Below are 21,519 nucleotides of genomic sequence, written 5' to 3' on the forward strand. Positions count from 1 at the left end.
CTGCCGGACTATGCCGCCCATCCTGTTTCGCGCATATGACAGCGTCACACATCGTCAATGGATGACGCAGGGAACGCCGATGACCCGTATAATTTCCACGACAGTCGAACGGTGGCCGGTTGCGGGCGCCTTCGTCATCAGCCGCGGGGCCAAGACCCATGTCGACGTCATCGTCTGCACCGTGAGCGATGGGGCGTACGAAGGGCGCGGCGAAGGGACGGCCATCTATTATGAGGGCGAGAGCGCGGAAGGCTGCGTCGCGGCGATACAAGGCTATGCCGGGCCGCTGGAGCGGGCGGCGCTGCTGACCCATATGCCGCGCGGCGCGGCGCGCAACGCGCTCGACTGTGCCCTGTGGGATATGGAGGCGAAGCAGGCCGGCTTGCCGGTGTGGCAACTGGCCGGGCTGGAATCGCCCGCGCCCTTGCCCAGCGCCTTCACCATCAGCCTGGGGGAACCGGACCGGATGGAGGCGGACGCAAGAGCCGCGGCGGCGCGGGGTTTCGCACTGCTCAAATGCAAGCTGACCGGCGAGGGCGACCGGGCGCGCATCGCGGCGGTGCGAGCGGGCGCGCCCGACGCCCGGCTGATCGTCGATGCCAATGAAAGCTGGCACGCCATGGACATTGCGGCGGAGGCGGAGGCGCTGGCGGTGCTGGGTGTCGAAATGGTCGAGCAGCCGGTGATCCACGGGCAGGAGGCGCGACTGGCGGGCGTACGCGCCCCGCTGCCGCTATGCGCCGACGAAAGCTGTCATACGCGGGCCGATCTCGATCGGCTGGGCGATTTCGACGCAGTCAATATCAAGCTCGACAAGGCCGGCGGGCTGACCGAAGCGCTGGCGCTAGCGAAGGAAGCGCGGGCGCGCGGCTTTCGCATCATGGTCGGCTGTATGCTGGGCACGTCGCTCGGCATCGCCCCCGCCGCTCTGGTGGCGCAGGGGGCGGACTGGATCGACCTGGACGGCGCGCTGTTGCTGGCGGATGACCGGGACGGTGGCCTGGCGCTGCGCGACGGGCTGTTGCAGCCGGGCACGCTATGGGGCGGCGCTCAGTAACCGAGCGTCAGGCCGACCGCATAATATTTGGGGCCGACATTGGCCTTGGCCCGCAGCTTGGGGATGAGCGGCATCGCCAGCGTCGCATAAGGGCGGATATTGTCGCCGCTGAAGCGCGCGCCCGCGCCGATCGTGGCGGACAACGGGATGGTATAGGCGGCCTCGACCCGGCCATAGAGTTTCGTGTCGCCATCGCGCAGATACACGCCTGCGCCGGGCGTCAGGCTGAACCCCGCCATGTTCAGCGCATAGCCCGCACCGATCTCCGTGCCCCAATGGCCGTCAGCGCGGCCATAATTGACCTCTGCGCCCAGCCCTTCTGCATAAGCGGTGGAAGGAAGGGCGGCGGCGAGCGCCAGGGCGACGAGAGGGAGGCGCAACATTGTCATGGACAGGGCGGCTAGGCCGGGTGTCTGGCGGCGGCAAGGGGCGAAGGGACGAGGCGAGTCGGTCCTGCGGCAAGGCGCTGTGCCATGGTCGGATCGACGCACCTGCGGTGACAGGGGGATGGTTTTCCTATCCGAGGGGATAGATCAGCGATTATCCCGATGTCGCCCACCCTGGGTCAAGCCTGGGGGTGAGGATGATTCCGATCAGGCGTCGATCACCCCTTCTCCCCGACCGTCCGCACCGGCTGCACCTCGGGATAGGGCATGATCGCCTTGCCGTCGGGGCCGGCGGTGATGCTGGTCTGGGTCGGATAGGCGAATTCGATTCCCTCCGCGTTGAAGCGTTTCCAGATGGCGAGGCCGATGCGGTGGCGCATCTGGAAATAGTCGTGATGGTCGGGATCGGGCACGTCGAAATTGAGCTGATAGTCCAGGCTGCTGGCGCCGAAGGCGATGATGCCGGCATTGACGAAGATCAGCCCCTCCGCCTCGACAATATCCTTCAACATGTCGGGAATCGCGTCGGCCTTCGCTTCCTCGGTCTGGTAGATGATGCCGATGGCATAGGTGACGCGGCGCTGGGTGAGCGTCTGCAGGCTGGTGATTTCCTTCTGCAGCAGATTGGCGTTGGACACGACCTTCCGCTCGCCCGACATGGCGCGCAGGCGTGTGCTTTTCAGGCCAATCCGCTCGACGCGGGCGGTGGTCTGGTCGAACTGGATGATCTCGCCACGGCGGAACGGCTTGTCGAAGATGATCGACAGCGCGGCGAACAGGTCGGAGAAGATGCCCTGCGCGGCGAGGCCAATGGCGATGCCGCCGATGCCCAGGCCCGCGACCAGGCCGGTAACGTTGACGCCCAGATTGTCCAGCACCACGATCGCCGCGATCGCGAACAGCGCGAAGCTGACCAGCACGCGGATCAGGCCCATGGCGTTGGCCAGCGTCTCGCCGCCGCCATCCTCCGCCAGCGTCTTGCGCTCGATAAGGCCCAGGATGATCTCCCGCGCCCACAGCGCGGCCTGCAACACGGTGGCGATGGTGAAGAGGAAAGCGACGGTCTTCGTCAGCGAAGCCGGCGCGTCGGCATAGCCCACGACCAGCCGGGCCGCGACCAGCACCATAAAATAATGGGTGGTGCGCGCGGCGGCGCGGCCCAGCACATTGGCATAGCCCAGCGGATCGCCGCGGCTGCCCTTGTGTCGCTTGCCCAGTTCGCGCAGCGCGGCGAGGGCAAGATAGATGAGGACGGCCGCGCCGACGGCGATCAGGATCTGGACATAGTGGACCTGGAACCAGGCGATGGTCGAATCCCACATCTCGCGCAGGTTCGGCGCATGGACGCTGAGGTCGGGGAGGGCGGGGTCTTTCTTGTCGGCCATGCTGTTCCGTCTGCAATAGGGTGGCGCGGCGGATCAGGCCGCCGCTGCCAGCGGGGCGCAATCCGCGATCCCGTCGAGAAACGCAATCAGGCCGCGCTCCCCGCGCGACAGATAGCGCGTTCGGCGCGGCAAGCGAAGCCCCGCACGCCATTCATCCTGTCCGTCCTTGCACAATGCGAGCAGGGCGGGGTGGACGTAGCTTTTGCGGCTGATCGCCGGCGTGTTGCCCAGCGCCTGCGCCACCGGGGCGAGTAGATCCTTCAGCGAGACATGGCCCGCCGCCAGCGTTTCGAACGCGATGGTGGAGGCGCCCCAGGTGCGGAAATGCTTGGCGGTGAAGGGGCCGCCCATGGCGTCGGCGATATAGGCGTTGACGTCGCCCGACGTGATCGGCCGGGCGTCGCCATCCTCATCCAGATATTGGAACAGATGCTGGCCGGGCAAATCCTGCACCTGCCGCACGAAGCGGAGCAGGCGGGTGTCGGTGACGGTCAGCAACTGCTCCTTGCCCGACTTGGCGCGGTAGCGCAGCGTCAGCGACTTGCCGCTAAGGTCCATGTGGCGGCGGCGCAGCGTGGTCGCGCCGAAGCTCTTGTTGGTGGTGGCATAATGTTCGTTGCCGACGCGCAGCTTGGCGAGGTCGAGCAGGCGGATCACGGCGGCCAGCGTACGGTCCTTGCGCAGGCCGCGACGCGACAGGTCGGCCTCCAGCCGTTCGCGCAATTTGGGCAGGGCGCGGCCGAAATCGGGGCAGCCGGCATATTTTTCCGCCTCCCGCGCGGCGCGGAAGTCGGGGTGATAGCGATATTGTTTGCGGCCGCGATCGTCATAGCCGATCGCCTGGACATGGCCCCAGGGCGAGGGGCAGTACCAGCAGTCGACATAGGCCGGCGGCAGCGCGATCGCGTTCAGCCGGTCGATTTCGTCGCGGTCGGCGATGCGCGTGCCGTCGGCGTCATAATAGGCCCATCCGTGCTTGAGCGCGCGTCGCGTAATGCCGGGAATGGAGTCGTCCGCATGGACGATGGAGCTATGGGCCATCTTATCCTTCTCCCCCATCCTGTTCCTTGAAGCCCGAAAACCCGCCGTTCATCGCTTCGTTCCGCAACCTCCGCGGCGGGCGCCCGTTTAGGCTCCATATCATCAAGGAGAGCATCATGCCCGTCATCGAAGAAAGCCGAATCCTGATCCTTGCAACCGACGGGTTCGAACAGTCCGAACTGTTCGAACCGCGTCAGGCTTTGCTCGACGCCGGGGCGGAGGTCGTGCTCGCATCGCCCGGTACGAAACCCATTCAGGGCATGAAGCATGCCGAAAAGGGCGACAGGATCACGCCGGACATCACGCTGGAGGCGGTCCGGATCGCCGAATATGACGGACTGATCCTGCCGGGCGGGGTGGCGAATCCCGATACGCTGCGGATGAACGAAAAGGCTGTGGCGATCGTCCGCGCCTTTGCCGAATCGGGCAAGCCGGTCGCAGCGATCTGCCACGGACCCTGGCTGCTGGTGGAGGCGGGCGTGGCGTCGGGCCGGACGATGACGTCCTGGCCCTCGCTGCGTACCGACCTGGCCAATGCCGGCGCGCAGGTGGTCGACATGCAGGTGGCGATCGACGGGAACATCATCACCAGCCGCAATCCCGACGATATTCCCGCTTTTGTGGAGGCGTTCAGGACGGCGGTGAGCGCAGGACAGCCGGTCGAAGCCTGAGCGGCGCGGCGCCGAGGTGCCAGGGCATGACGCGCCGGCGCAGGACCGACAGATGCGCCAGCGCCCATGCCGCGCAAACGGTAAGCGTCGGGGCGGCGAAAGCCTGCGCACCGGGGAACAGCAGCGGCGCGACGATGGCGGCGACGATGCCGCCGAGCGCCAGCGCGAGCGCGCGCGGTTCCCCATCCGGGCCGCGTAGCCAGGCCATGGCGGCGGTGACCCCGGTCAGAAAGCTGAGGACGAGATGCAGCGTCGACGGGCCGGGCAGGCCCAGCGCGGCGACCAGCAGCGTCAGGATCGCCACCGCCGGCGCCAGAGGCGCCCGGCCGAGCAGCCGGGTGGTGAGCGGATAGGCCAGCAGTTCGCAGGCGAGCGCGGCCAGCAGGACGGCGACTGCCAGATCGCCGTGCCCGGCGATCAATGCGACCACCGCGGCGGCGCCCCAGCGGATCAGCCGGGACGGCGCCATCAGGATATGGCTGACCCACTCCCGCGCGCCGGGGCGCAGGGCGAAGCGGCGATCGGCGAGCCGCAACTGGAATCCGCCGACCAGCAGCAGCGCGTCGATGCCCCAGGGCAGCAGGCCCGGCGCTTGCCACGGGCAGGCGAGCAACAGGCCGAGCAGCAGGCCGTGGGCCAGGCCCAGCAGGCGCAATTCCCCGGTCATGCCGTCACCGCCCGCCGCGCGTTGAGCGTTGCCGCAAGCGCTTGCTTCGCCGCATCCTTGCGCAGCCGCGTCAGATAGGTGTCGAGCCCGATCTGGAGCGCGAGCATCATGAAGATGAAGGGTTGATAGGCGATGCCCACGAACAGCGATCCGATCATGTAGACGACATGGCCCTGTTGCAGGGCCGACGCGAAGGGCGAGATCCAGGCTTCGTCCGGGTATTTGTCCGGTTCATTGGCGCGCTTGCGATAGAGGCGACGGATCGATTCGGTGCGGATGAAGCAGATGCCGTGGATCAGCGCCCAGATGAAGAAGCCGAAATAGCCCTGTTCGCCCAGCATCTCGAAATAGGCGCTGTGATAGGCGCGGCCCTTGTCGGTGACGATGCGCCGCTCGATCCGTGCGCCGCCGCTGTCGACGACGGTGCTCTGGGCGAAATAGGTGAAGCTGTTCTGGAGATAATTGTCGAAGCCGCCGCCGCCCGGATGCGTCTTCACATAGTCGAGCGTCCACATCCACACCGCGACTCGGGTGGCGGCGCTTTCGTCGCCCTGGTGATTCTCGATCGTCTCCATCCGCTGGGTGAAGCTGGCGGGCAGGAAGGGGATGGACGCCAGCGCGGCCACGGCCAGCAGCGGACCATAGACGAACTTCTTCTTCGACCGCACCAGCATCATGCCGAAGAGGATGACGAGGCAGACGAGGCCCGTGCGCGCCTCCGTGCCGATCGGCATCAACATGCAGGCGAGGCACAGGGCGTAGCAGAAGGTCTTCACGCGCCAGTCCGGCGGAAAGATGGTGCCATGGTTGGACAGCCAGAGGATCAGCGGCATCAGCGATATGGCGACGCAACTGATGATGCTGCCTTCATAGAGGCCGCTATTGTTTTCGACCATCAGGTTGAGCACGCCATAGCCGCCGCCCGACAGCGCGGTCTTCATGCCGCCATTGATGATGATGGTGCTGGCGCAAAGAATCATGAAGAGCGTCAACGCCTCGATCCGCAGCCGGGTGCGCAGGACGAGCGGCAGGAAGATGCCGGCGATGATCGCCTTCCACACCCAGTTCCATTTGGTCAGCGCTTCGACCGGGAAATCGGCGGTCATGGTGGTATAGCCGCAATAGGCGACCAGCACGAGCATCAGCCCCTGCCGCACCGAGAATCGGCAATCCTTCTTGTCGTCCATGACCAGCCAGGCCCCGACCATGGCGGCAAAGGCCATGGCGGAGATGGGAATGGTGTTGAGCAGGAAATAGGACAGGCGCTGGGGCGAGACGATGTCTATATAGGCATAGACGGCGACCAGCAGGAACGGCCGGCGCAGGCCCATCAGGCCGAAGATGCCGAGAAAGGCGATGAAGAAGAGGTCACGCATCGGTATGCGGCTCCGGCGCCGAAGGAAGCTGCGGGGACGGGTCGCGATCCAGATCGGCGCGCGGCAGCAACCGCCAGGCCGCAAGCAGGATCACGCCATGGCTGATAAGCAGGGACAGGGCGTCTATCATCGCGCGTCGATCATAGGGGGCTGAGTGATTCCGTTCGGCACTTGTCCCCACTAGCGAGACAGAGTTGACGGGCCGTTAAACCTTTTTCGGCAAACAGATTGGGCTATGACTCGTATTCTCCATGTCCTGGACCACAGTCTGCCGCTCCATAGCGGCTACACATTTCGCACCCGCGCGATTCTGCGCGCGCAAATGGCAAAGGGGTGGGAGGTGCGCGGCATCACCGGCCATCGCCATGCGGCGCAGGGCGCTCAAGAGGAAGTGGTCGACGGCCTGACCTTCCATCGCACGCCGGGCGAACCGGCCAGCGGCAATCCGCTGATTCGCGAATGGCGCGACATATCGGCCCATGCCGATGCGATCGACGCGCTGGTGCGGGCCTGGCGGCCGGACGTCATCCACGCCCATTCGCCGGTGTTGAACGCGATCGCGGCGCAGCGCGTGGCCAAGCGCCACGGCCTGCCGATGATCTACGAAATCCGCGCCTTCTGGGAGGATGCGGCGGTCGGCAACGGCACCGGGGTCGAAGGCAATCCGCGCTACTGGCTGACGCGCCAGCTCGAAACCCATGCGGTGCGCGCGGCCGATGCCGTTGCGGTGATCTGCGAAGGGCTGCGCGGCGACCTGATCGCGCGCGGCGTGGATGCGGACAAGATCGTGGTGTCGCCCAATGGCGTCGATATGGACCAGTTCGGCACGCCGGTGGATCGCGACCAGGCGCTGACCGCGAAGCTGGGCCTCGAAGGCGCCGACGTGGTCGGCTTCATCGGCAGCTTCTACGATTATGAGGGGCTGGACGACCTGATCGCCGCGATGCCGCGACTCGTGCGCGCCCGGCCCCGCGCCAAGCTGCTGCTGGTCGGCGGCGGTCCGCGCGAACAGGCGCTGCGCGACCAGGCGATGGCGTCGCCCTTTGCCGACCATATCGTCTTCGTCGGGCGGGTGCCGCACGACCAGGTCGAACATTATTATGCGCAGGTCGACATATTGGCTTACCCGCGCAAGGCGATGCGCCTGACCGATCTGGTGACGCCGCTGAAGCCGCTGGAGGCGATGGCGCAAGGGCGTCTGGTCGCGGCGTCGAGCGTCGGCGGGCATCGCGAACTGATCGAAGACGGCGTCACCGGCACCTTGTTCGCGCCGGACGATCCGGCGGCGATCGCCGCGGCGCTGGCGGGCCTGTTTGCGAATCGCGACGGATGGGATGCGCGCCGCGCCGTGGCCCGCGCCTTCGTCGAGCGCGAACGTAACTGGTCGTCAAACATTATGCGTTATGAACCCGTTTACCAGCGACTGCTGGCGCGGCCGTCCCGGACACGTGCGGCCGCATGAGCAAGGGTTGAAGACAAGGTGGCGGCGGGAGTCATCAACAGGCGGAGCATGGCGATCGCCGCATCGGCCGGCATGGCGACCGCGCTGCTGGTGCTGTGGATTCCGGTGGGCCTGATCGAGATGCTCGTGGCGTCGAGTGGCCTCAGCGAAGCGCTGCCCGCCGCTGCGCCGCCGCTGGGATTGAAGGCGCGGCTGTTGATGGCGGGTTTTGCCGGGATCATGGCGCTCGGCCTGATCGGCCTGGCGCGCCGTGATGCCGGTGGGCCGGAACAAGATAATGGGAAAGGACGCGCCCCTCGCGTCCAGGGAGCACATAAAATGGGTTTCGCATTCTCCAAGCTGACCGCGCTGGCGCGGGGCCGTGCTGCGCCGGGCATCGAACCGGACGCGCCGATCCTGCGTCGTGCCGACGCCCATCCCGACGCCCCGTCGCGTCCGCCCATCTTCGCCAGCCGGGATTTCGACGGCATCGATATCTTCCCGCGGGCCGAAGCCGGCCGGCGGTCGCTGGTCGCGCATCGCGACCCGGAACGCGAGACGATCGTGCCGCTCGGCAAGTTGGCCATGCCCAGTGCGCCCATGCCGCTGTCCGAAGCGGAACTGCCGCAGCCCGCCTTCCTGCGTCCGGCCGGCCCTTTTGCCGTGCCGAGCCTGGTCGAAAGCGATATCGAGGATGATCTGGCTGACGAACCCGTCGCCGGGATCGATCCGGCGCCGGTCGCGATCGACAGGACGCCGCCCGCAACGCCCTCCTTCTTGGCGCCGCCTGCTGAATCGATCCCGTCCGCACCGTTGCCAATGCCTTCCACCCATGGCCTGTCGATCGGCGAGCTGACCGAGCGGCTGGAGCGGGGGCTAATGCACCGGTCGCGCAAAATGTCTTCGGCTGCGGCGGGCGATCGCGTGATTGCCGACATGCCGGTGGCATCGGCTGTGCCGGTGCGCGCGGCGGTCGAGCAGGATGCCGACGAAGCGCTGCGCGCCGCGCTCGGCGCACTGCGCTCCATGACCGGGCGACGCTAAAAGCGCGCGCCCGGCGCAGGTCTACCAGTCTTCGATCGTCAGGGCGGACAATTCCAGCCAGACGCTCTCCATGTCCGCATCGCCGTCGTCGACGCTGATGTCGGCAACGAAATGACCCGGCAGCACCCATTCGACGTCGGCCAGGCCGGTCATGAAGGCCGTGCCGCGTTCGGGGAAATCGTCGCCGCTCAGGCGCAGTCGCACGTTGTGGCGTTGCCCTTCGAACAGGGCGCTGGCCCAGGGCCGGCTGACCGCCCGTTCGACGATGGCGGGCTGACCCGCCCGCACGAGCAACTGCGCCAGAAGAGACGGCAGCGGGTTCGTGCGCCGATTTCCTATTGCTTTATTTCGGATGAGGTTGGCCGCGCCGAACCCATGATCCATGCTTGTCATTGGCTGATGCTCCTGCGATAACTGTTCATGAAATGTTCTACTCGCCTTCTTACGCGATCGCCGGGTTCCCGACCCAGGCGCAGGTCGAAAACCAGCCGCGGATCGCGCGCGCATTCGCGCCCGAACCTGGTCGGCGGCATCTGAAATTCGCGAAGAAATTGCTCGATCATACGCAGCAACATTGGCCTTCTTCTCCCCGTTCAGTGCGACTCGCCCGCTGCAAGTCGATAGGTTTATTCCTATCTCTAAGCCAATTTCCTACTTGTCTAGGAAAATTCCTATCATTATGGATTGGATATGGATGAATCGGAACATGCCCGGATTGCGCTCGATCGACTGATTGCCGATCGGGGAGAAAATTATGCCGATCTGTCCCGGCTGATCGGCCGCAATCCGGCCTATATCCAGCAGTTCATCAAGCGCGGCACTCCGCGCAAGCTGGACGAGGAGGATCGCCATGTGCTGGCGCGCTATTTCGGCGTACCCGAACAGATGCTGGGCGGCGCGACGCCGCCGGTCGCTGCGCCCGTCCGGGTGCGCGGCATCCCTGCGGTGGTCGCGGTGCCGCGTCTGGCGCTGGGCGCGTCTGCGGGGCAAGGGTCGCTGGACGAGGATGAGCAGGCGGCGGGCGTGATGGCGTTCGACGCGCGCTGGTTGCGCCATCTGGGCGTGCGGCCGCAGCGTGTGTCGATCATCCGGGTCGATGGCGAATCGATGGCGCCGACGCTCAACGACGGTGACGATATCATGGTCGATCATGACGATGACGCCAGCCGGCTGCGCGATGGCGTCTACGTGCTGCGATTGGACGGCGTGCTGATGGTCAAGCGGGTCGCCATGGGGCCGCGGCGCGGCTGGTTCAGCGTGGTCAGCGACAATCCGCACTATCCCGACTGGGCGGATATCGATCCGGCGCTGGTGGATATTGTCGGCCGGGTCGTCTGGAGCGGCAGGCGCTTGCATTAGGCGTTGAATTGCGCGGGGCCGCATCCCATCCTGTATGGCGGTTCCTATCATAGGCACGAAATGGACGAAGTTTCAGAACTTCCGGGAATTCCGATTGAACGATAATGAATCGATTATCCGCAAATCGATCGAATGGCGCGGCGCGCGCATGGCGCTGGCGACGGTGGTGTCGACCTGGGGATCGGCGCCGCGGCCGCGGGGCAGCCATATGATCGTCCACGCCGATGGCCGGTTCGAAGGCAGTATTTCGGGCGGCTGCGTCGAAAGCGCCGTGCTGCAGCGCGCTGCGGAAGTGATCGGCGGCCGCTCTGCCCATGTCGAACGCTATGGCGTCGCCGATGGCGACGCCTGGGAGGTCGGACTGCCCTGCGGCGGCGAGATCGCGGTGTTGGTCCAGCCGGTGAGCGAGGCCGGCTTCGCGCCCGGATTGTTCGACCGGATCGCCGCCGCCAGCGCGCGCGGCCGGGCGCTGACGCTGGCGACCGACCTGGACAGCGGCGTGACGCGCGAGGCGGCGGGAGAAGGGGATTTCCTCAATCGCTACGATCCGCCGCGCCGTCTGCTGATCGTCGGCGCGGTGCAGATCGCCCAGAGCCTGGTGCCGCTGGCGCAGGCGATCGGGGTGACGCCGGTGGTGATCGACCCGCGCGGCCGCTTCCTGACGGCGGAGCGCTTTCCCGGCGTGGAACTGGACGACCGCTGGCCCGACGAGGCGATTGCGGCGCGCTTCCCGGGCGAATCAACCGCGGTGGTGACATTGAGCCATGACATCAAGATCGACGACCCTGCGCTGGTGGCGGCGCTCCGCGCATCGACGGGTTATGTCGCGGCGCTGGGATCGCGCAAGAGCCATGCGGCGCGGCTGGAGCGGCTAGGGGCGATGGGCTTTGGTGCCGACGATCTTGCCCGTATCGACGGGCCGGCCGGGCTGGATATCGGCGCGATCGGCGCGGCGGAAATCGCGCTGTCGATCACGGCAGGGATGGTGGCCGGGTTCAACGTCCGAGCGATTGCTCATCGGATGGAAAACATCTGATGGCGCGAACCTCGCGCTGATGCCCAGATGCTAAGGGCGATGCGTGCCCCCTGCCGTAAGGGATGGGCAGGGGACACATCCCTTACGCTGTCGGGCACAAAGGATGGCGCGCCCTAGCAAAGCGGCGGGATGGATCAATACCCCTAACGACGTATTTGCGAAATTTCTTGTCGTGCCATCCGATTTTACAGTCGTAATATTACAAGAGTTGCGATATTCTGCGGATAACGACTTCCGCCAAGAGTCGCTATCCGCCTTGTTTCGACAGGATATTTTCAGCAACAGCGGCCGCCATTCTTGCCGCCATAGCGGGCTTCCTGCCGGTCGCGAAAAAACTGCGTGCGGTTCATCGCGGGACGCTCGGGATGATGCGCGGCCATGTGGCGCAGATAGGCGTCATAGTCAGGCATCCCGACCATGAGTCGCGCGGTACGGCGAAGGGTATCGAACAACCCGCTCATTCGGCCGGCACCAGTTGCGAAGGAATTTCGCGTGCGGTTGGGGCCGCGATTCGCCGGGCGGCGAGGCAGGTGCGGACGGTGAAGAAGAGCAGCGCCAGCACCACCGCCAGGAACAGCGCGACCAGCGCGGCGTCGATTCGGTCGTTGAAGATGATGCGCTGCATTTCCGCCATCGACTTGGCCGGGGCCAGCACCTTGCCTGCGTCCGCCGCCGCGCTGAACTTCGCCGCATGGGCGAGGAAGCCGACCTTGGCATCGGCCGCGAACAGCTTGAGCCAGCCCGCCGACAGGGTGCAGATCAGCAGCCAGACGGTAGGGACCAAAGTCACCCAGGCGAACTTGTCCCGCTTCATGCGGAACAGCACCGCCGTCCCCAGCATCAGCGCGATCGCCGCCAGCATCTGGTTGGAGATGCCGAACACCGGCCAGAGTGTGTTCACCCCGCCCAGCGGATCGGTGACGCCCTGATAGAGGAAGAAGCCCCACGCCGCGACGGTCAGGCCGGTGGCGACGATACCGGGGACATGGCTGGTCGTGTCCTTGAAGGACGGCACGGCCAGCGCGATCAAATCCTGCAACATGAAGCGCCCGGCGCGGGTGCCGGCGTCCACGGCGGTCAGGATGAACAAGGCCTCGAACAGGATCGCGAAATGATACCAGAAGGCCTTCATCGCCGGGCCGCCGACGACATGGCTGAAGATTTCCGCCATCGCCACCGCCAGCGTCGGCGCGCCGCCCGCGCGGCTGATGATGCTATGTTCGCCGACATCCTTCGCCGTCTGGGCGATCAGGTCGGGCGAGATCGGGAAGCCCATGGCGGTGACGGCGGCGGATACACTGGCCGCATCGGTGCCGATCAGCGCGGCCGGGCTGTTCATCGTAAAATAGATGCCGGGGTCCAGGATCGACGCGCCGACCAGCGCCATGATCGCCACGAACGCCTCCATCAGCATCGCGCCATAGCCGATCATCGGCGCATGGGCTTCGCTTGCGATCAGCTTGGGTGTGGTGCCGCTGGCGATCAGCGCGTGGAAGCCCGACACCGCGCCACAGGCGATGGTGATGAACAGGAAGGGGAAGAGGCCGCCCGACCAGACCGGGCCGTTGCCGCCGACGAACTGGGTAAGGGCAGGCATTTTGAGCGGCGGGGCCATGATGACGATGCCGATGGCCAGCGCCGCGATCGCGCCGATCTTGAGGAAGGTCGAGAGATAGTCGCGCGGCGCGAGCAGCAGCCACACCGGCAGGACGGAAGCGACCGCACCATAGCCGATCAATATCCAGCAGAGTTGGACCGGCGTGAAGGTGAAGATCGGACCCCAGACCGACGACAGCGATACCGCCTGGCCATAGACGATCGCAGCGAGCAGGCCGACGAGACCCAGCAGCGACACTTCGCCGATGCGGCCGGGCCTGATCCAGCGTGTGTAGGCGCCCATCGCCATGGCCAGCGGCACGGTGGCGGCGACGGTGAACATGCCCCAGGGGCTCTCCGCCAATGCCTTGACCACGATCAGCGCCAGTACGGCCAGGATGATGACCATGATCATGAAGGCGCCGAACAGGGCGATGGTGCCGGCGACCTGCCCCATTTCCATGCGGATCAGTTCGCCCAGCGACTTGCCGTCGCGGCGCATGGAGATGAACAGGACCATGAAATCCTGCACCGCGCCCGCCAGCACGACCCCCACGATGATCCACAATGTGCCGGGGAGGTAGCCCATCTGCGCGGCCAGCACCGGCCCGACCAATGGTCCTGCGCCCGCGATCGCTGCGAAATGATGGCCGAACAGGACAGACTTGTCGGTCGCGACATAGTCGAGGCCATCGGCGCGGCGAAGCGCCGGGGTGGGGCGCGCCGGGTCGAGCCGCATCACATGGCGGGCGATGAACAGCGCATAATAGCGATAGGCGACCAGGAAGCAGCAGACCGCCGCGACCACGATCCACAGCGCGTTGACCGCCTCGCCGCGCGACACCGCGACGACGCCGAGCGCGATCGCGCCGAGACAAGCGGTCAAAATCCAGGGTAGGTGCCGGGTCACATGCGCTCCAGAGCGGTTGGGGGGACGTCGGCACCCTAATCCCCCCCCTCCGAAACACAACCGCCTAGCGGCGCTGCCGAAACGGCCAGTCGATGACGTCGCTGGCCCAGAGCGCCCACCAGATGATGACGGGTTGCAACGCGAGCCGGGGGCCGTGATACCACCAGCTCAGATGCACCCCACCCAGGGGGATGTCGTTGAGCGCATGATTGATATTGGCGGGCCACACACACAGCGCATAGAGTGCCAAGCCTATCCCGGCCGCGCGGCGCAGACCGGGGATCATCAGACCCAGCGCCCCCGCCAGTTCCGCCACACCGGTCAACGCCACGACAGTGTCGGGCATCGGTACCCAATGCGGCGTGATGGCGATGAAACCGCCGGGCCGCGTCAGATGCGCAATGCCGGCAAAGGCGTAGGCGGCGGCCAGCACCAGTCGGGCGATGGTCCGGCCGCGCACGGCCTTAATGCATCACGTCGATTTCAAGCTCGCCTTCATCCTGCCCGTCCCAATAATGGGCGCGTTCGGCATGGACATGGATCATCACCAGTCCAGGCGTGTCGGCGCCATTCTCGAACCAAAGCTCCAGATCGGGGTTCCAATGTTCCTCGAACCGGGCGCGGTCGCGGATCAGGTCGGCGCGGCCTTCCAACGCGATGAACAACGGGCGCTGGCCGAACAGCCCGCTCTTGCCGTGGAAGGACAGGCTGACCCGCGGGTCACGCTCGATATCCCGGACCATCAGCGTGTCTTCGGTGGTGAAATAATAGCTGTCGCCGCCATGGGCCACATCCTGGTTGTTGCTCATCGGACGAGCGCCGATATGGCCATCATCCGTATGGGTCGACAGCATGGCAAAATCGATATGCTGCATCTTTTCGGCCAGGCTGGCCATCGTGTGCTGCACCATGTGCATCTCCTCTGCTCGATCGGGTCTTAACGCAGGACAGGGCGAGTCGGGTTCCATCGATCGGATTCGACTCCTGTTCATAAGAACATATAATGAACATATCGGATATGATTCGGGAGTTGCCGCCATGGAAAGCCGCGCCGCTTTACCGCCCCTTTTTCGCGCTCAAGCCGCCGCCGGTCGTCGCGCGGCAGATCGACCATTTCGCCGCGACGCTGGCGCCGGGGGCGGACCGCATCCGTCCCGAACATCAGCATGTCACGCTCGGCATCACGACCGACTGGCCGGATTATCCCTATGAACTTATCAAGGCGCTGCGCCGGGCAGCGGCGGGGATCATGGCGGAGCCGTTCGACCTGCTGATGGACGGTGTGAACTTTGGCGGCCGGTCGGCGGCCCTACGGCCATCGCGCAGCATTGCGGGATTGAAGAAGGTGCAACAACAGGTCGCCGCCGCGATGGCGCGCGCCGGGGCGACGCCGCGTCCGGGCTGGAGCTTCAGCCCGCACCAGACCCTATACTATAGCGACGGGCGGCCGCAGCAGCGGCGCATCGACGGGTTCGGCTGGCATGTGGAGGAAGTGGTGCTGCTGTGCAGCCATGTCGGCCGCACCCGGCATGAGATAGTGGGCTGCTGGCCGCTAAAGGGCGATGCGCAATATAGCCTGTTCTGACGGCCTCTCAGCGTTTGCGGACGAACTCCGCGCGCAGCACCAGACCCTTGATTCCGTCATAGCGGCAGTCGATTTCCTGGGCGTCGCCGGTCAGGCGGATCGACTTGATGAGCGTGCCGCGCTTCAACGTCTGGCCCGCACCCTTGACGGTCAGATCCTTGATCAACGTGACCTGGTCGCCGTCGGCCAGCAAATTGCCGACCGAATCGCGGACTTCGACGGGATCGATGGCATCGGTTGCCGCTGCGGCGTTCGCCGCGCTGATCCATTCGCCGCTGGCTTCGTCATAGACATAGTCGTCGTCGGCCATGGCCATCTATCCCTAGGTCACGCTTTGCAGCACCGCGGCGCGCAATTCGGGGATGCCCATGCCCTTTTCGCTCGACGTGACGATGATGTCGGGATGGGCGGCGGGGCGCTTGCGGATCGCGTCGGCGGTGGCTTTGGTCACGGCCGCCAATTCGCTCGCCTTGATCTTGTCTGCCTTGGTCAGGACGATGCGATAGCTGACCGCCGCGCCATCGAGCATGTCGAGCATGTCATTGTCGACATCCTTGATGCCATGGCGGCTGTCGATCAGCACCAGCGCGCGCTTGAGCGAGGCGCGCCCGCGCAGATAGTCGTTCACCAGGAACTTCCATTTGCGCACGATGTCCTTGGGCGCCTTGGCATAGCCATAGCCCGGCATGTCGACCAAGCGGAAGCGCAGCGGTTCGCCCACGTCGAAGAAGTTGAGTTCCTGCGTCCGGCCTGGCGTGTTGGAGGTGCGGGCCAGGCCGTTGCGGTTGGTCAGCGCATTGAGCAGCGAGGATTTGCCGACATTGGACCGGCCCGCAAAGGCGACTTCGTTCACGTCCATGTCGGGCAGGAAGTCGAGCGTGGGCGCGGACTTGAGGAAGGCGATCGGCCCGCTGAAGAGCTTGCGCGCTTCCTCGATGAAGTCCGCGTTATCTTGGTCCGTCATTCCACACTCCGTTCGGTTTCGAGCCCTTCGACTGACTGCTTGCAGCAGTCGCTCCGGACAGGCTTGTCGAGGGCCATTGGCACCCGTTTCTCGACAAGCTCGAAACGAACGGGCGTGGTGCTTGGCTTACTTCGCTGCGCTCGCCGTGCTCAGCACGGGGTGGCGCTTGTACAGCCACCATTGCTGCGCCATCGACAGGCAGTTGTTGGTGATCCAGTAGACCAGCAGGCCGGCCGCGAACGGCGCCATGATGAACATCATCATCCACGGCATGATCGAGAAGATCTGCTGCTGCATCGGGTCCATCTGGGCCGGGTTCAGCTTGAACTGGAAATACATGCTGATGCCCAGCAGCAGCGCCAGCACACCGATCGCCAGGAAAGAGGGCGGGGTGAAGGGCAGCAGGCCGAACAGGTTGAAGATATGCAGCGGATCGGGCGCGGACAGATCCTTGATCCACAGGACGAAGGGCTGGTGCCGCATTTCGATCGTCAACTGCAATACCTTGTAGAGCGCGAAGAAGATCGGGATCTGGATGAAGATGGGCAGGCAGCCGGCCAGCGGGTTGACCTTCTCCTGCTTGTACAGTTCCATCATCTTCTGCTGCAGCTGCGGCTTGTCGTCCTTATATTTCTCCTGCAGCGCTTTCATCTTGGGCTGCACCGCGCGCATCGCCGCCATGCTGGCGAACTGGCGCTGGGCGACCGGGAACATGAGCGCGCGGACGCAGAAAGTGAGGCAGATGATCGCCACGCCGAAATTGCCCAGCGTTTCGAACAGCCAGTGGAGCAGCGCGAAAATCGGCTGTTCGAACCAGTAGAACCATCCCCAGTCGATCGCGCGGTCGAACAGCTTCACGCCGTTCCGCTCATAGGCCTGGAGCGTCTTCACTTCCTTGGCGCCGACATAGAGGCGAATGCTCTGCGTCGCCGCCTTGCCGGGCGCCAGCATGGTCGAACCGAGCGCGGCGTCCGCCTGATATTGTGTGCCGGCGCCTTTACGGAATTGGCCGGCGAAATCGGCGTCGGCGCCGGGAACCAGCGCGGACAGCCAATATTTGTCGGTGAAGCCGATCCAGCCGCCCTTGGACTGGAAGCTCTGGGTCGACGGACCCTTGTCCAGATCCTTGTAGTTCACGTCATAATTGGCCGCGCCGTTGAACACGCCCATCGGGCCGACATGGATGGTCCAGGTGTCGGGGTCCTTGGGGATGCCGGTGCGGCTGATATAGCTGTACGGCTTCACGTCCACCGCGCCCGCGCCGCTGTTCGACACCTTCTGCGCGGCCGAGATCATGTAATTTTCATCGACCGACAGGCGGATTTCGAAAGTCTGGCCCGCGCCGTTGTTCCAGGTCAGCGTCACCGGGCTGGTCGGCGTCAGTTCGCTGCCCTGCGCGGTCCAGAGCGTGTCCCTGTTCGGCGTCTTGAGGCCTTCGCCCTGCCAGCCGAAGCCGGCGAAATAGGCATCCTGCGTGCCGCTGGGGCTATACAGGCGAACGGCGGGCGAATCCTTGGCGATCGTCTCGCGATAGGTTGGCAGCACGATGTCGTCGATGCGCGCGCCGCGCAGGTTGATCGATCCGGTCAGCTTGGGCGTACGGATCGGCACGCGCGGACTTTCCTTCAGCACGATGGCGCGGTCGCGAATCGTCGCAGGGCCGTCGGCCGTGTCGGTGCCGGGGGCCGCAACCGGGGTGGTCTTGCCGCCTTCGATCTTCGTCGCCGGCGGATTGGCCGCGGGAAAGACATAATGCGAGACATAGGGCCAGCCGAACAGGATCGCCGCGGTCAGCAGCACCGCCAGAATGATATTCTTCTTGTCGTCCACGTGTTCGGCTCCGCCGTCTTATGTCTATCGGGTCAGGGGACCGGGTCGTAGCCCGACCCGCCCCATGGGTGGCATCGCATTAGCCGCTTGAACCCCAGCCAGCTACCCTTGATCGCGCCATATTTGCGGATCGCCTGAATCGCATATTCCGAACAGGAGGGGGCGTAGCGGCAGGTAGGGGGCAGGACGCGCGAAGGGCCGAGTTGCCAGAAGCGCGCGATCAGGATCAGCAGGCGGCCGATCACGGCTGTTCGCTTGAACGCGCCGCGGGCGTATCGCTCTTTTTGGCGGGTTTGCCACTGCGGGGGCGTGCCGGGCCGCGCGGCGGATCGACCGGGCGCGTCATGATCTTGCCGAGCGCCTTGCCCAGTTCGGCGTGCAGCAGCGCAAAGTCGCGTTCGATCCCGCCTTCGCGGCCGATCAGCACATGATCCGCGCCGGCAATGCCATGGGCCGGCAGCAGTGCGCGCGCCAGAACGCGAAAGCGGCGCTTCATCCGGTTGCGGATGACGGCGCCGCCAATCTTCTTCGTGACCGTGATGCCGATACGCATCGCCGGATCGCCATCGCCGCGTTCGCGCACCAGCAGGACGAATCCCGGCATGGGCGCGCGGCGTCCGCGATTCGCCGCCAGAAAATCCGCACGCCTGCTCATGACGGCAGGCGCAGCGGACGGCGGCGCGTCGATCAGGCGCTCAAGCTCTTGCGGCCGCGCGAACGGCGCGCGCGAATCACATTGCGGCCGCCGGGGGTCGCCATGCGCGCGCGGAAACCGTGACGGCGCTTCCGAACCAGATTGCTCGGCTGAAAAGTGCGCTTCATCGTTCATTCCTCAAAACAACTAGAGAATCAGGCGTGACAAAAAAGGGCCGCCAAAGCAGCGGCCGCCAGTCAGGGGGCGTCCGATAGGCAAAAGGGGGGGCGAAGTCAATGGCTGAGGCCGGAAGAGTCCGTTCGTTTCGAGTGACGTCGAGAAACGAAGCGGAGCGCTTCCCGTTTCTCGGCACGCTCGAAGCGAACGGATGAGGATTACTTCCCCCGCGCGCTCGCCACGCCGTCCTTGAGCGCGTCATAGCCCACTGCGCCGTTCAGTACCTGGCCGCCGATCACGAAGGTCGGCGTGCCGCTGGCCTGCAATTTCTGGGCGAGCGCGATGTTGGACTGGATTTCGGCGTCATATTTGCTCGATGCGATTGCGGTTTCGGCTTCCGACCGGGTGATGCCCGCCTTGGCCGCCGCCGCCACGATCGTGTCGCGCGTCACCTTGCCCGCGCCGTAGAGCGCCTTGTGATAGGCCATATATTGACCGCGCTCGGCCGCCAGCAGCGAAACTTTTGCCGCGGCGCTGCTTTCATCCGACAGGATGGGGAGTTCGCGATAGACGACCTTCACCTTCGCATCGTTCGCGACCAGCTTGGCCAGGTCGGGCAGAGAGGCGCGGCAATAGCCGCAGGCATAGTCGAAAAATTCGACCACGGTGACATCGGCATTGGCCGCGCCTTCCCAGGCGCCCGCATAGGGGGTTTCGAGCGTGCTGCGGCTGGCGTCGATGGTGCTCGACATGCGCTTGGCCTGCAACTTCTCCACCGCCTGCGGGATAATTTCGGGATGCTCCAGAATATAGTCGTGGACGATCTTCTCGATCGCGGCCTTGTCACTGGCGTTGACGCTGGCGGGCGCCTGCGCGGCCAGCGCGACGCCGGCAATGGCGGTCAGGGCGAGGGCGCCAAGGGTCATCTGTATGGTCCTGTTGGAAAGGGCCGCGCGAAAGCTGGGCCGGGTCTGGTCTGTCATATCTATCTTTTCTTGCGCTGCTGCTCGATCGCGGCGCGGGATGTCATCGCGATATCCTGCGCCCGCAGATAGTCAACCGTGCCGGCCTGCAATCCCTGCATCGCGGCGTCGGCGCTGCGCAGCGCCATGGGATGTTCGCCCATCATCGCATAGCGTTCCGCCGTCGCCAGCGCCGCGCGCGGCGTGTCGCCGCGCCGTTCATAGACGACGCCCAACTGATACCAGGCAAAGGGATTTTCCCGGTCGCGCTGGACCGCAAGGCGCAGCACCTGCTCGGCCTCGGCGAAATTGCTCTCATCCTCGGTCGCGATCAGAGCGTGGGCGAGTAGCACTGAGATCAGCGGCTGGTTGGTGATCTTGACCGCTTCGCGCAGCGGCGCCACCGCGTCCCTCGGGCGGCCGCTCTCGAGCAGGATCTGGCCCTTGAGTTCGAGGAAATAGGGGTCATGCGGTGCGGCGGCGAGCAGGGCGTCCGCCTCGTCCAGCGCCCTTTGCGGATAGGCGCTCTTATGCCAGGCATAGGCGCGCGCATAATGGGCCGGGATCGACTGGTCGGTTTCGGGATATTTCTGCAAGGTCTGGGTGGGTTCGGACACGAAGCCGATCAGCTTGGCCTTGATCCGTTCGAACCGCGCTTCCAGCGCCTTGTCCGGCGGCCGGTCCCAGGCCGGATCGACGGTGTAGACTTCGCGCAGCACGTTGATGCGCTCGCCCGACAGCGGATGGGTGCGTCCGTAGCTGTTGTCCTGCGGGATCGCGAGGCGATATTCCTGATTTTGCAGCTTCTTGAAAAATTCCAGGCTGCCCTTGCCGCTGAGACCCGCCTTCGACAGGTACCGCGCGCCGGCCAGATCGGCCGAGCTTTCCTGCCCGCGGGAAAAGGCCAGGAACTTGGTCATCGCCGCCTGCTGGCCCAGGCCCATGATGCCCATGCCCGCTTCCGCCCCGCCCGCCGCGATCGCGGCCGCGCCCAGCACCAGGCTGAGCAGGGTGACGCCGGTGGCCTCCTTGATCCCCTCGCCGAAGCGGACGACATGGCCGCCTTCGATATGGCCCAGTTCGTGCGCAACGACGCCCTGCAACTGGTTCACATTGTCGGCCTGGGCGATCAGCCCGCTATGCACCCAGACGATCTGGCCGCCCGCGACGAAGGCGTTGATTTCCGGGTCGTTGATGACGAGGACTTGGACGTTTTTCGGCTCCATGCCGGCGGCCTTGACCAACTGGCCCGACATGTCGGCCATGAAGGCTTCGGTTTCGGCATCGCGCAATATTTGCTGGGCCACCGCTGGCTGCGCCGTGCAGGCGAGCGCGGCGATCGCCAGCACGCAAATTTTGAGCCGCGCCCGCATCAGCGGCGCGCCATGGGCAAAGAGG

The 21,519-nt window shown here is 65.4% G+C and carries 27 protein-coding genes; 7 read left to right on the top strand and 20 right to left on the bottom strand.

What is annotated here, in order from left to right:
- The first annotated feature begins 79 nt into the window (after positions 1 to 79).
- Entirely contained in the window at positions 80 to 1,057 is a 978-nt protein-coding gene (dgcA, locus tag ABT375_RS14565) for an N-acetyl-D-Glu racemase DgcA (RefSeq protein WP_416463067.1), read from the top strand.
- Here dgcA and ABT375_RS14570 read toward each other — a convergent pair.
- The 3 genes from ABT375_RS14570 to ABT375_RS14580 form a co-directional block, all read right to left on the bottom strand.
- The gene (locus ABT375_RS14570) at positions 1,051 to 1,440 is read right to left on the bottom strand and encodes a hypothetical protein (RefSeq protein WP_416464913.1); all 390 of its coding nucleotides are present in this window, start codon (positions 1,438 to 1,440) and stop codon (positions 1,051 to 1,053) included. The genes dgcA and ABT375_RS14570 overlap by 7 nt on opposite strands.
- Before the next feature lie 221 nt (positions 1,441 to 1,661).
- A complete protein-coding gene (locus tag ABT375_RS14575; RefSeq protein ID WP_416463068.1) occupies positions 1,662 to 2,828 on the bottom strand; it encodes a mechanosensitive ion channel family protein in 1,167 nt (388 codons plus the stop codon).
- Positions 2,829 to 2,861: 33 nt separating this feature from the next.
- Positions 2,862 to 3,869, bottom strand: coding sequence for a DNA topoisomerase IB (locus ABT375_RS14580; protein ID WP_416463069.1), 1,008 nt, complete (start codon positions 3,867 to 3,869; stop codon positions 2,862 to 2,864).
- A gap of 116 nt (positions 3,870 to 3,985) precedes the next feature.
- On the opposite strand from ABT375_RS14580, the gene ABT375_RS14585 reads away from it, so the two are divergent.
- Complete coding sequence (locus tag ABT375_RS14585) at positions 3,986 to 4,540, top strand: type 1 glutamine amidotransferase domain-containing protein (protein ID WP_224547884.1); 555 nt, start codon at positions 3,986 to 3,988, stop codon at positions 4,538 to 4,540.
- Here the strand turns inward: ABT375_RS14585 and ABT375_RS14590 are convergent.
- From ABT375_RS14590 to ABT375_RS14600, 3 genes are read right to left on the bottom strand one after another with little or no spacing between them, the layout of a single operon-like run.
- A complete protein-coding gene (locus ABT375_RS14590) occupies positions 4,500 to 5,207 on the bottom strand; it encodes a hypothetical protein (RefSeq protein WP_224547885.1) in 708 nt (235 codons plus the stop codon). The two genes, ABT375_RS14585 and ABT375_RS14590, sit on opposite strands and share 41 nt — an antisense overlap.
- Positions 5,204 to 6,583, bottom strand: a complete 1,380-nt coding sequence (locus ABT375_RS14595) for a DUF5935 domain-containing protein (RefSeq protein ID WP_224547886.1) — start codon at positions 6,581 to 6,583, stop codon at positions 5,204 to 5,206. The genes ABT375_RS14590 and ABT375_RS14595 overlap by 4 nt, the downstream gene beginning before the upstream one ends.
- Complete coding sequence (locus ABT375_RS14600) at positions 6,576 to 6,713, bottom strand: hypothetical protein (protein WP_416463070.1); 138 nt, start codon at positions 6,711 to 6,713, stop codon at positions 6,576 to 6,578. The genes ABT375_RS14595 and ABT375_RS14600 overlap by 8 nt, the downstream gene beginning before the upstream one ends.
- Before the next feature lie 105 nt (positions 6,714 to 6,818).
- Here ABT375_RS14600 and ABT375_RS14605 point away from each other — a divergent pair, with 105 nt between their 5' ends.
- Together ABT375_RS14605 and ABT375_RS14610 are read left to right on the top strand one after the other, a co-directional pair.
- Positions 6,819 to 8,045 (top strand): TIGR04063 family PEP-CTERM/XrtA system glycosyltransferase, encoded by a 1,227-nt coding sequence (locus tag ABT375_RS14605; protein ID WP_416463071.1) that lies wholly within the window; start codon positions 6,819 to 6,821, stop codon positions 8,043 to 8,045.
- A 48-nt stretch (positions 8,046 to 8,093) separates the two neighbouring features.
- A complete protein-coding gene (locus ABT375_RS14610) occupies positions 8,094 to 9,068 on the top strand; it encodes a hypothetical protein (protein ID WP_416463072.1) in 975 nt (324 codons plus the stop codon).
- Positions 9,069 to 9,089: 21 nt separating this feature from the next.
- Here the strand turns inward: ABT375_RS14610 and ABT375_RS14615 are convergent, their stop codons facing one another.
- Complete coding sequence (locus ABT375_RS14615) at positions 9,090 to 9,461, bottom strand: hypothetical protein (protein WP_416463073.1); 372 nt, start codon at positions 9,459 to 9,461, stop codon at positions 9,090 to 9,092.
- Positions 9,458 to 9,643 (bottom strand): hypothetical protein, encoded by a 186-nt coding sequence (locus tag ABT375_RS14620; protein ID WP_261935645.1) that lies wholly within the window; start codon positions 9,641 to 9,643, stop codon positions 9,458 to 9,460. Before ABT375_RS14620 ends, ABT375_RS14615 begins: the two co-directional genes overlap by 4 nt.
- Positions 9,644 to 9,758: 115 nt before the next feature.
- Here ABT375_RS14620 and ABT375_RS14625 point away from each other — a divergent pair, with 115 nt between their 5' ends.
- Together ABT375_RS14625 and ABT375_RS14630 are read left to right on the top strand one after the other, a co-directional pair.
- Positions 9,759 to 10,427 carry a S24 family peptidase gene (locus ABT375_RS14625; protein WP_416463074.1) on the top strand — a complete coding sequence of 223 codons (669 nt, stop codon included), beginning with the start codon at positions 9,759 to 9,761 and terminating at the stop codon, positions 10,425 to 10,427.
- A gap of 94 nt (positions 10,428 to 10,521) precedes the next feature.
- On the top strand, positions 10,522 to 11,463 hold the full coding sequence (locus tag ABT375_RS14630) for an XdhC family protein (RefSeq protein WP_416463075.1): 942 nt from the start codon (positions 10,522 to 10,524) through the stop codon (positions 11,461 to 11,463).
- Positions 11,464 to 11,738: 275 nt separating this feature from the next.
- Here ABT375_RS14630 and ABT375_RS14635 read toward each other — a convergent pair whose 3' ends face one another.
- The 4 genes from ABT375_RS14635 to ABT375_RS14650 all read right to left on the bottom strand — a co-directional run bounded on the left by ABT375_RS14635 (position 11,739) and on the right by ABT375_RS14650 (position 14,880).
- Positions 11,739 to 11,924 (bottom strand): YbdD/YjiX family protein, encoded by a 186-nt coding sequence (locus tag ABT375_RS14635; protein ID WP_224547893.1) that lies wholly within the window; start codon positions 11,922 to 11,924, stop codon positions 11,739 to 11,741.
- A complete protein-coding gene (locus tag ABT375_RS14640; RefSeq protein WP_416463076.1) occupies positions 11,921 to 13,969 on the bottom strand; it encodes a carbon starvation CstA family protein in 2,049 nt (682 codons plus the stop codon). The genes ABT375_RS14635 and ABT375_RS14640 overlap by 4 nt, the downstream gene beginning before the upstream one ends.
- Positions 13,970 to 14,033: 64 nt before the next feature.
- A complete protein-coding gene (locus ABT375_RS14645) occupies positions 14,034 to 14,429 on the bottom strand; it encodes a DoxX family protein (RefSeq protein WP_411973996.1) in 396 nt (131 codons plus the stop codon).
- Positions 14,430 to 14,433: 4 nt separating this feature from the next.
- Entirely contained in the window at positions 14,434 to 14,880 is a 447-nt protein-coding gene (locus tag ABT375_RS14650) for a pyridoxamine 5'-phosphate oxidase family protein (protein ID WP_416463077.1), read from the bottom strand.
- A 92-nt stretch (positions 14,881 to 14,972) separates the two neighbouring features.
- Between ABT375_RS14650 and ABT375_RS14655 the strand changes: the two genes are divergently transcribed.
- Positions 14,973 to 15,554, top strand: a complete 582-nt coding sequence (locus tag ABT375_RS14655) for a 2'-5' RNA ligase family protein (protein WP_416463078.1) — start codon at positions 14,973 to 14,975, stop codon at positions 15,552 to 15,554.
- A gap of 7 nt (positions 15,555 to 15,561) precedes the next feature.
- Here the strand turns inward: ABT375_RS14655 and ABT375_RS14660 are convergent, their stop codons facing one another.
- The 8 genes from ABT375_RS14660 to ABT375_RS14695 form a co-directional block, all read right to left on the bottom strand.
- Complete coding sequence (locus ABT375_RS14660; RefSeq protein ID WP_224547898.1) at positions 15,562 to 15,864, bottom strand: alkylphosphonate utilization protein; 303 nt, start codon at positions 15,862 to 15,864, stop codon at positions 15,562 to 15,564.
- Positions 15,865 to 15,876: 12 nt separating this feature from the next.
- On the bottom strand, positions 15,877 to 16,518 hold the full coding sequence (gene yihA, locus ABT375_RS14665) for a ribosome biogenesis GTP-binding protein YihA/YsxC (RefSeq protein ID WP_416463079.1): 642 nt from the start codon (positions 16,516 to 16,518) through the stop codon (positions 15,877 to 15,879).
- 126 nt (positions 16,519 to 16,644) lie between these two features.
- On the bottom strand, positions 16,645 to 18,348 hold the full coding sequence (yidC, locus tag ABT375_RS14670; protein WP_416463080.1) for a membrane protein insertase YidC: 1,704 nt from the start codon (positions 18,346 to 18,348) through the stop codon (positions 16,645 to 16,647).
- A gap of 32 nt (positions 18,349 to 18,380) precedes the next feature.
- Positions 18,381 to 18,593 (bottom strand): membrane protein insertion efficiency factor YidD, encoded by a 213-nt coding sequence (yidD, locus tag ABT375_RS14675; protein WP_066599775.1) that lies wholly within the window; start codon positions 18,591 to 18,593, stop codon positions 18,381 to 18,383.
- The gene (gene rnpA / locus ABT375_RS14680) at positions 18,590 to 19,003 is read right to left on the bottom strand and encodes a ribonuclease P protein component (RefSeq protein WP_416463081.1); all 414 of its coding nucleotides are present in this window, start codon (positions 19,001 to 19,003) and stop codon (positions 18,590 to 18,592) included. The genes yidD and rnpA overlap by 4 nt, the downstream gene beginning before the upstream one ends.
- 32 nt (positions 19,004 to 19,035) lie before the next feature.
- On the bottom strand, positions 19,036 to 19,170 hold the full coding sequence (gene rpmH, locus ABT375_RS14685) for a 50S ribosomal protein L34 (RefSeq protein WP_021317369.1): 135 nt from the start codon (positions 19,168 to 19,170) through the stop codon (positions 19,036 to 19,038).
- A 207-nt stretch (positions 19,171 to 19,377) separates the two neighbouring features.
- Entirely contained in the window at positions 19,378 to 20,142 is a 765-nt protein-coding gene (locus ABT375_RS14690; protein ID WP_416463082.1) for a DsbA family protein, read from the bottom strand.
- Positions 20,143 to 20,144: 2 nt separating this feature from the next.
- A complete protein-coding gene (locus ABT375_RS14695) occupies positions 20,145 to 21,494 on the bottom strand; it encodes a M48 family metalloprotease (RefSeq protein ID WP_416464914.1) in 1,350 nt (449 codons plus the stop codon).
- Positions 21,495 to 21,519 lie beyond the last annotated feature (25 nt).

It is taken from the genome of Sphingomonas sp. VDB2 (genome assembly GCF_047946695.1).
GTDB classification, from domain to species: domain Bacteria; phylum Pseudomonadota; class Alphaproteobacteria; order Sphingomonadales; family Sphingomonadaceae; genus Sphingobium; species Sphingobium bisphenolicum.

What these genes read in the sequence shown, in the direction of transcription:
- ABT375_RS14625 (WP_416463074.1), top strand. Translation starts at nt 9,759, where the DNA reads ATGGATGAATCGGAACATGCCCGGATTGCGCTCGATCGACTGATTGCC.
- ABT375_RS14600 (WP_416463070.1), bottom strand. Translation starts at nt 6,713, where the DNA reads ATGATAGACGCCCTGTCCCTGCTTATCAGCCATGGCGTGATCCTGCTT.
- ABT375_RS14635 (WP_224547893.1), bottom strand. Translation starts at nt 11,924, where the DNA reads ATGAGCGGGTTGTTCGATACCCTTCGCCGTACCGCGCGACTCATGGTC.
- rpmH (WP_021317369.1), bottom strand. Translation starts at nt 19,170, where the DNA reads ATGAAGCGCACTTTTCAGCCGAGCAATCTGGTTCGGAAGCGCCGTCAC.
- ABT375_RS14575 (WP_416463068.1), bottom strand. Translation starts at nt 2,828, where the DNA reads ATGGCCGACAAGAAAGACCCCGCCCTCCCCGACCTCAGCGTCCATGCG.
- ABT375_RS14690 (WP_416463082.1), bottom strand. Translation starts at nt 20,142, where the DNA reads ATGACAGACCAGACCCGGCCCAGCTTTCGCGCGGCCCTTTCCAACAGG.
- ABT375_RS14605 (WP_416463071.1), top strand. Translation starts at nt 6,819, where the DNA reads ATGACTCGTATTCTCCATGTCCTGGACCACAGTCTGCCGCTCCATAGC.
- ABT375_RS14610 (WP_416463072.1), top strand. Translation starts at nt 8,094, where the DNA reads ATGGCGATCGCCGCATCGGCCGGCATGGCGACCGCGCTGCTGGTGCTG.
- ABT375_RS14615 (WP_416463073.1), bottom strand. Translation starts at nt 9,461, where the DNA reads ATGACAAGCATGGATCATGGGTTCGGCGCGGCCAACCTCATCCGAAAT.
- ABT375_RS14655 (WP_416463078.1), top strand. Translation starts at nt 14,973, where the DNA reads ATGAACATATCGGATATGATTCGGGAGTTGCCGCCATGGAAAGCCGCG.
- ABT375_RS14580 (WP_416463069.1), bottom strand. Translation starts at nt 3,869, where the DNA reads ATGGCCCATAGCTCCATCGTCCATGCGGACGACTCCATTCCCGGCATT.
- ABT375_RS14570 (WP_416464913.1), bottom strand. Translation starts at nt 1,440, where the DNA reads ATGTTGCGCCTCCCTCTCGTCGCCCTGGCGCTCGCCGCCGCCCTTCCT.
- ABT375_RS14620 (WP_261935645.1), bottom strand. Translation starts at nt 9,643, where the DNA reads ATGTTGCTGCGTATGATCGAGCAATTTCTTCGCGAATTTCAGATGCCG.
- dgcA (WP_416463067.1), top strand. Translation starts at nt 80, where the DNA reads ATGACCCGTATAATTTCCACGACAGTCGAACGGTGGCCGGTTGCGGGC.
- ABT375_RS14585 (WP_224547884.1), top strand. Translation starts at nt 3,986, where the DNA reads ATGCCCGTCATCGAAGAAAGCCGAATCCTGATCCTTGCAACCGACGGG.
- yihA (WP_416463079.1), bottom strand. Translation starts at nt 16,518, where the DNA reads ATGACGGACCAAGATAACGCGGACTTCATCGAGGAAGCGCGCAAGCTC.
- ABT375_RS14650 (WP_416463077.1), bottom strand. Translation starts at nt 14,880, where the DNA reads ATGGTGCAGCACACGATGGCCAGCCTGGCCGAAAAGATGCAGCATATC.
- ABT375_RS14590 (WP_224547885.1), bottom strand. Translation starts at nt 5,207, where the DNA reads ATGACCGGGGAATTGCGCCTGCTGGGCCTGGCCCACGGCCTGCTGCTC.
- ABT375_RS14595 (WP_224547886.1), bottom strand. Translation starts at nt 6,583, where the DNA reads ATGCGTGACCTCTTCTTCATCGCCTTTCTCGGCATCTTCGGCCTGATG.
- ABT375_RS14695 (WP_416464914.1), bottom strand. Translation starts at nt 21,494, where the DNA reads ATGCGGGCGCGGCTCAAAATTTGCGTGCTGGCGATCGCCGCGCTCGCC.
- rnpA (WP_416463081.1), bottom strand. Translation starts at nt 19,003, where the DNA reads ATGAGCAGGCGTGCGGATTTTCTGGCGGCGAATCGCGGACGCCGCGCG.
- ABT375_RS14660 (WP_224547898.1), bottom strand. Translation starts at nt 15,864, where the DNA reads ATGGCCGACGACGACTATGTCTATGACGAAGCCAGCGGCGAATGGATC.